This window comes from Verrucomicrobiota bacterium (assembly GCA_016871535.1).
GTDB lineage: Bacteria > Verrucomicrobiota > Verrucomicrobiia > Limisphaerales > SIBE01 > VHCZ01.
Genome location: VHCZ01000373.1, coordinates 1 through 4,623, shown reverse-complemented (window position 1 = coordinate 4,623; position 4,623 = coordinate 1). Strand labels below are relative to the sequence as shown.

Genomic DNA, 4,623 nt, shown 5'->3' with positions numbered 1-4,623 from the left:
AGTCTCTCCACGGTCTCGCCGAGCGGCGTGGCAAGCTCGCTTCCATCGAGATCCGGAAACGCCGGTGCCGCCTGCGCGCAGGCGACTTTGATTGCTGTCTTCATGATAAATGCTCCCCTTTTTGGTCTAAGCGGAGCTATATTTTCCGATGGGCAACATTGTTGTCTATGGGTAAATATAGCTCCTGAGCCTCAATTCGGAACCATTTCGCCGACCAAGACCCGGAGTGCTCTGATCTGCAGGTCAAGACCGAATGCAAAGCGTTCAGCCGCATTGGCGGCCGTTATTTCCCGGATTGCGATCGTAGCAAGCGGGAACCCGGAGAGAATATGTGCCTCCTCCGGGCTCGCGTTCTCCTTGCCGCCGCCCAACGCCTGCTCCTCGATGACGAAGCCGATGACGAAATAGACAATCGTGAACGCGCCCCAAGTCGCGACGCGGTCGTCAGCGCCGGCTTGCTTGAGAGAACTTATGAGAAGCGACCCGACGCGCAGCACATTTTCAGACAAGGGATAGGTGCCGGCGAAGACGCGCGCAGCATCCCGGCGCGACAGCAGGGCGTCGCGCATTTCTGAAGCCACACGTCCAAGGCACGCGTCCCATGGCTCGTCCGCCGGATTGCTGGTGGCGACAGACTGCATCAGCGCATCCGCCATGCCTTCGAGCAACGCGTCCTTGTTGGCAAAATGCCAGTAGAGCGAGGGCGCCTGAATCTTCAGGGCCTCCGCCAGTTTTCGCATGGTCAGTCCCTCCAGCCCGACCTCATCGAGCAGCTTGAGAGCCGTCGTAATGACCTCGCTTTTTATAACGCGCATGTTTGTCTCCAGATTCACGATTGACTCTCTAACACTGTTAGGCCAATCTAACAATGTTAGCTTGGAGTGATCTTCGTGAAAATGGACTTCGATGTTGTTGTTGTGGGGGCCGGACCCGTGGGGCTGTGGCTGGCTTGTGAACTGAAACTTGCCGGTGCGGATGTCGCTGTTCTCGAGCGACGAACGGAGCGGACCGCACAGTCGCGTGCGCTGACGATCCATGGACGTTCGCTTGAAGTGTTTGCCTTGCGCGGTCTTGCCGAGCGCTTCCTGAACGCGGGCAAGCCGATCCCCACAGGCCACTATGCGGTCCTCGATACGCGGCTGGATTTCTCACCTTTCGATACCCGCTTCCCCTACACCCTGTTCATTCCGCAGGCCCTCACCGAAGAAAGGCTGGAAACGCGTGCCGCAGAACTCGGCGTGGTCATCCTGAGGGGCGTGGCAGCGACCGGAATTGTGGATGACGGGAGCCGTGTGTGCATCTCTACCGACAGCGGAGAATTTTCCGGGTTCTTTGTGGTGGGAGCGGATGGTGCCCGCAGCGTGGTTCGCGAACAGGCGGGCATATCTTATGAAGGAGCAGAGGCTCGAAATTCGATGATGCTCGCAGACGTGGTTCTTGCGTCGCCGCCGGCAAAGCCCGTTGTGTCGGTCACCAATGAGCATGGCTGACTCGGTGCTCGATACGCCAGTCCCGGCTGGAGAAGCAGCTGAGAAGCTGCCACGTCGCCTCAGGGTCTGAGCACAAGGGTTCCGTGAACCGTTGAGGCCGCTAATACGGTCTATCGTCCTTTCGAGCGGTGACGAACGGCCAGAAACCAGGCTGGTTGGCGCGGCCGGCTTGGTCTCACGACGCCGCGAAGGCGCTCCGCGTGGCCTGCAATGTCAGCTGATCTACGCTGGCCCAGTCGGCTCTGGGTCTGCGAACCGCCGTTTGGTGCACCAGAGGCCACTAATACGGCTTATCGTCCTGTCCGTCAAACAGCAACTAGGACATTACTGTCAGTTTGGATTTTCACTGGTTCAGAATGCTCCCACTTGGACACTCGTCCATCGGTAAGTAGGATCGCACGGGCTGCCGATTGACCAAGCTTAGATACCGATTTCCCTGGCGCAGCAACAGTCGGCGTCGACACAAATCGTCGAGGACCTTCGTGACGTCGCTCATCGAATCTGCAAAACGTCGCTCGAGCTCGGAAGTGCCAATCGCCCGAACGCACGCTTCAAGAACCGACAGAGCACTTGGCTCGAGTCGTACTTCACGCTCAAGCGCGCATGGTCGTGAATCGTAAATGATCGGCTGACCGTTATTGTCGGTTCGCCACTCGAGCGCCGCAACTTTTGCTTTCGCCATGTGCCAAAGCATCCACCACAAGCGCACGCTCGATTTGAGTGCGCTCCTGCCGCTCTCCGGCTCTCCTTTGGGCGAATAAAATTCAAAGTAGTACGCAAGACGTTCGAGCGTGTCTTCAGGCAGAGGATAGAGAAGTCGATACACTTCGTGAGGTCGAAGGTGACCTAGTCCATATTGCTCGGGGCGCGAATGGTACTGGCTAAAGCGATGAACCTGGACGGGGAACACGTCCATCGGCGGCTGCAAGTGATGAATGAGCGGCAACCACTCGGACATCTCTTGATACCAAGAATCTTTTTCTCCTGGGAAATGAGTAAGAAAATACCAAACAACAAAAATGCCCTCCTCTTTGGCCCACTTGAGAAGCTGAATATTGATGAATCCTGTTGCTCCTTTGTCCATCAACTTGAGCACGTTGTCGTCTAGGCTCTCGATACCGGGCTGAATAAATCTCACGCCGGCCTGCGCCAAAGAGTTCACTTGATTGCGGCTGAGATTGGCTTTTGTCTCATAGAAAACACTCAGAGGTGGATCGAGTTTGGCGAGTTCGGGAAGAACACTCTCGAAGTAAGACATGTCGAGAATATTGTCGGCCATGTGAATGCGGTGATTTCCGTGGCGTCGTGCTAGTTCGCGGCATTCATCGAGCACGCGAGCAGGCGACTTAGAGCGAAACTTCATGCTTCCGCCATTCAGCCCGCAGAACGTGCAGTGATGCTTTTGTCCCCACCAGCAACCGCGCGAAGATTCCATAGTCATGCCAGCATGGATCTTCGATTTGAGAGATGACGATTCGAGCGCGGAAAAGTAATCGTAGTAATCGGGAATGGGTGCATCATCCATTCTCTCAACGACTGCGCGCGGAACCTTGCCGGAGCCCATCAGATTTTTGCGACTCGTTCGACTTAGAACGCCGAGCGGAAAACTCTGCGAGTAGAGCGCTTCATCCGTTGTGAGCAGCTGATGGCAAAGGGGCGCAAAGAGCGTATCGGCTTCTCCGGAAACAACGAGATCCAAAAATGAGCACGATGTAAGAAGCGCTTCTCCCATCGAGACTTCGCAGTTAGCTCCGCCCAAAATGCAGATAACAGAAGGATCAAGCTCCTTCACGCGTCGCAAGAGCGCTAATGAAGCGCAGTTCTGTTGAAAGGTCGTCGTGCACCCAACTATCCGTGGCTTTTGCGCCAGAACTTTCGCTGCAACGACTGAAACGAAGTTCTCGGCCTCGTCACGAATGCGTGCGAGGAACGCAGGCATTTCATTCGCCGAAATGCTCAAGTGCGATGACTCAGCCACCACACGCGCAAGATATTTTGATGAATCCAGATTTGAATTTGGAAACGCGGCTCGTGAGAATGTCCATTCGCCTCGGAGGAGTAAGTTGTCCTCCAGTTGGAAAAACGAATAGTCAGAAATGCCAATTTGTTCAGCGAACCACAAGTTGGCATAGAGCGTTCTGCAACCAATGCCTTCATTCTTCAGAGCTGCGTGAAGAATTCCCAAAGCGATCGATGGATGAGCCACGGAAACATAGGGCATGCACACCAAACAAACCGGAGCGTCGGCGGCAGTCATTCGTTGAGCGTTAACGTACCACGCAAAGGTCATTTTCGCGCAACGCGCGAGCGCGCCCGGAGCCGCGGTGCGAAGGCGTATTCTGATACGTCGAGCATCGCGGCGAGTGACTGCAGCGGTGACCGACGACTGCAGCGGTGACGGTGTTCGGAACTTCGGAAATCTCCCAGGAAAGGACGGTGACGGTGTTCGGAACTTCGGAAATCCCTTCCACCAAAGGATTCGACTTCCGAAGTTCCGAACACCGTCACCTTCAAAATCAGATGGACTCGACAAATGTTGTCACCTTCATCGCCATCCTGCTCGGAGTGGTGTTCATCTAATCGCGTCGCAGTTCGAATCGTTCATCCATCCTGTCACCATCATGATGGCGCTTCCGCTTGCCGTAGTCGGCGCTATGGTCGCGCTCTTCTTGAATCACTCATCGATGTCCATCAGCTCTTTCATTGGAATCATTTTGCTGATGGGTCTCGTGACCAAAAATGGGATTCTTCTCGTCGATCATGCGGTCGTGCGCGTACGAGAAGGGAAAACGCCCATCGAAGCCGTTTTAGAAGCTGGACCGGCGCGCCTTCGTCCGATTCTCATGACAAGCGCTGCGATGGTTCTTGGCATGCTGCCCACAGCGCTAGCAAGCGGTGCAGGCTCTGGGCAAGCTGGCACAACTATCACGAGCGCTGTTGATACTGCTACCGTCGTGTTGAGAGGCGTAAAAGGAACAGACACGCCAACGTTCTACGTCGGCGGCGGCGAGGCGGCCCGGAGTGTGCCCCGTCTGGTACGCATGGAGAAGCAGCTGAGAAGCTGCCACGTCGCCTCAGGGTCTGAGAACAAGGGTTCCGTGAACCGTTGAGGCCGCTAATACGGCCTATCGTC

Annotated in this window: 2 protein-coding genes and 2 pseudogenes; 2 read left to right on the top strand and 2 right to left on the bottom strand. The window is 55.7% G+C overall.

Features of this window, described 5'->3' with window-relative positions:
- Positions 1-191 precede the first annotated feature (191 nt).
- Positions 192-815 (bottom strand): TetR family transcriptional regulator, encoded by a 624-nt coding sequence (locus FJ398_26230; GenBank protein ID MBM3841383.1) that lies wholly within the window; start codon positions 813-815, stop codon positions 192-194.
- Positions 816-890: 75 nt separating this feature from the next.
- Here FJ398_26230 and FJ398_26225 point away from each other — a divergent pair.
- A pseudogene (locus FJ398_26225) lies at positions 891-1,487 on the top strand (FAD-dependent oxidoreductase).
- 346 nt (positions 1,488-1,833) lie between these two features.
- On the opposite strand, the gene FJ398_26220 reads toward FJ398_26225, so the two are convergent.
- Positions 1,834-3,780 (bottom strand): RiPP maturation radical SAM protein 1, encoded by a 1,947-nt coding sequence (locus FJ398_26220; protein ID MBM3841382.1) that lies wholly within the window; start codon positions 3,778-3,780, stop codon positions 1,834-1,836.
- A 230-nt stretch (positions 3,781-4,010) separates the two neighbouring features.
- Between FJ398_26220 and FJ398_26215 the strand changes: the two are divergent.
- Positions 4,011-4,600, top strand: a pseudogene (locus tag FJ398_26215) (efflux RND transporter permease subunit).
- Positions 4,601-4,623: the final 23 nt, after the last annotated feature.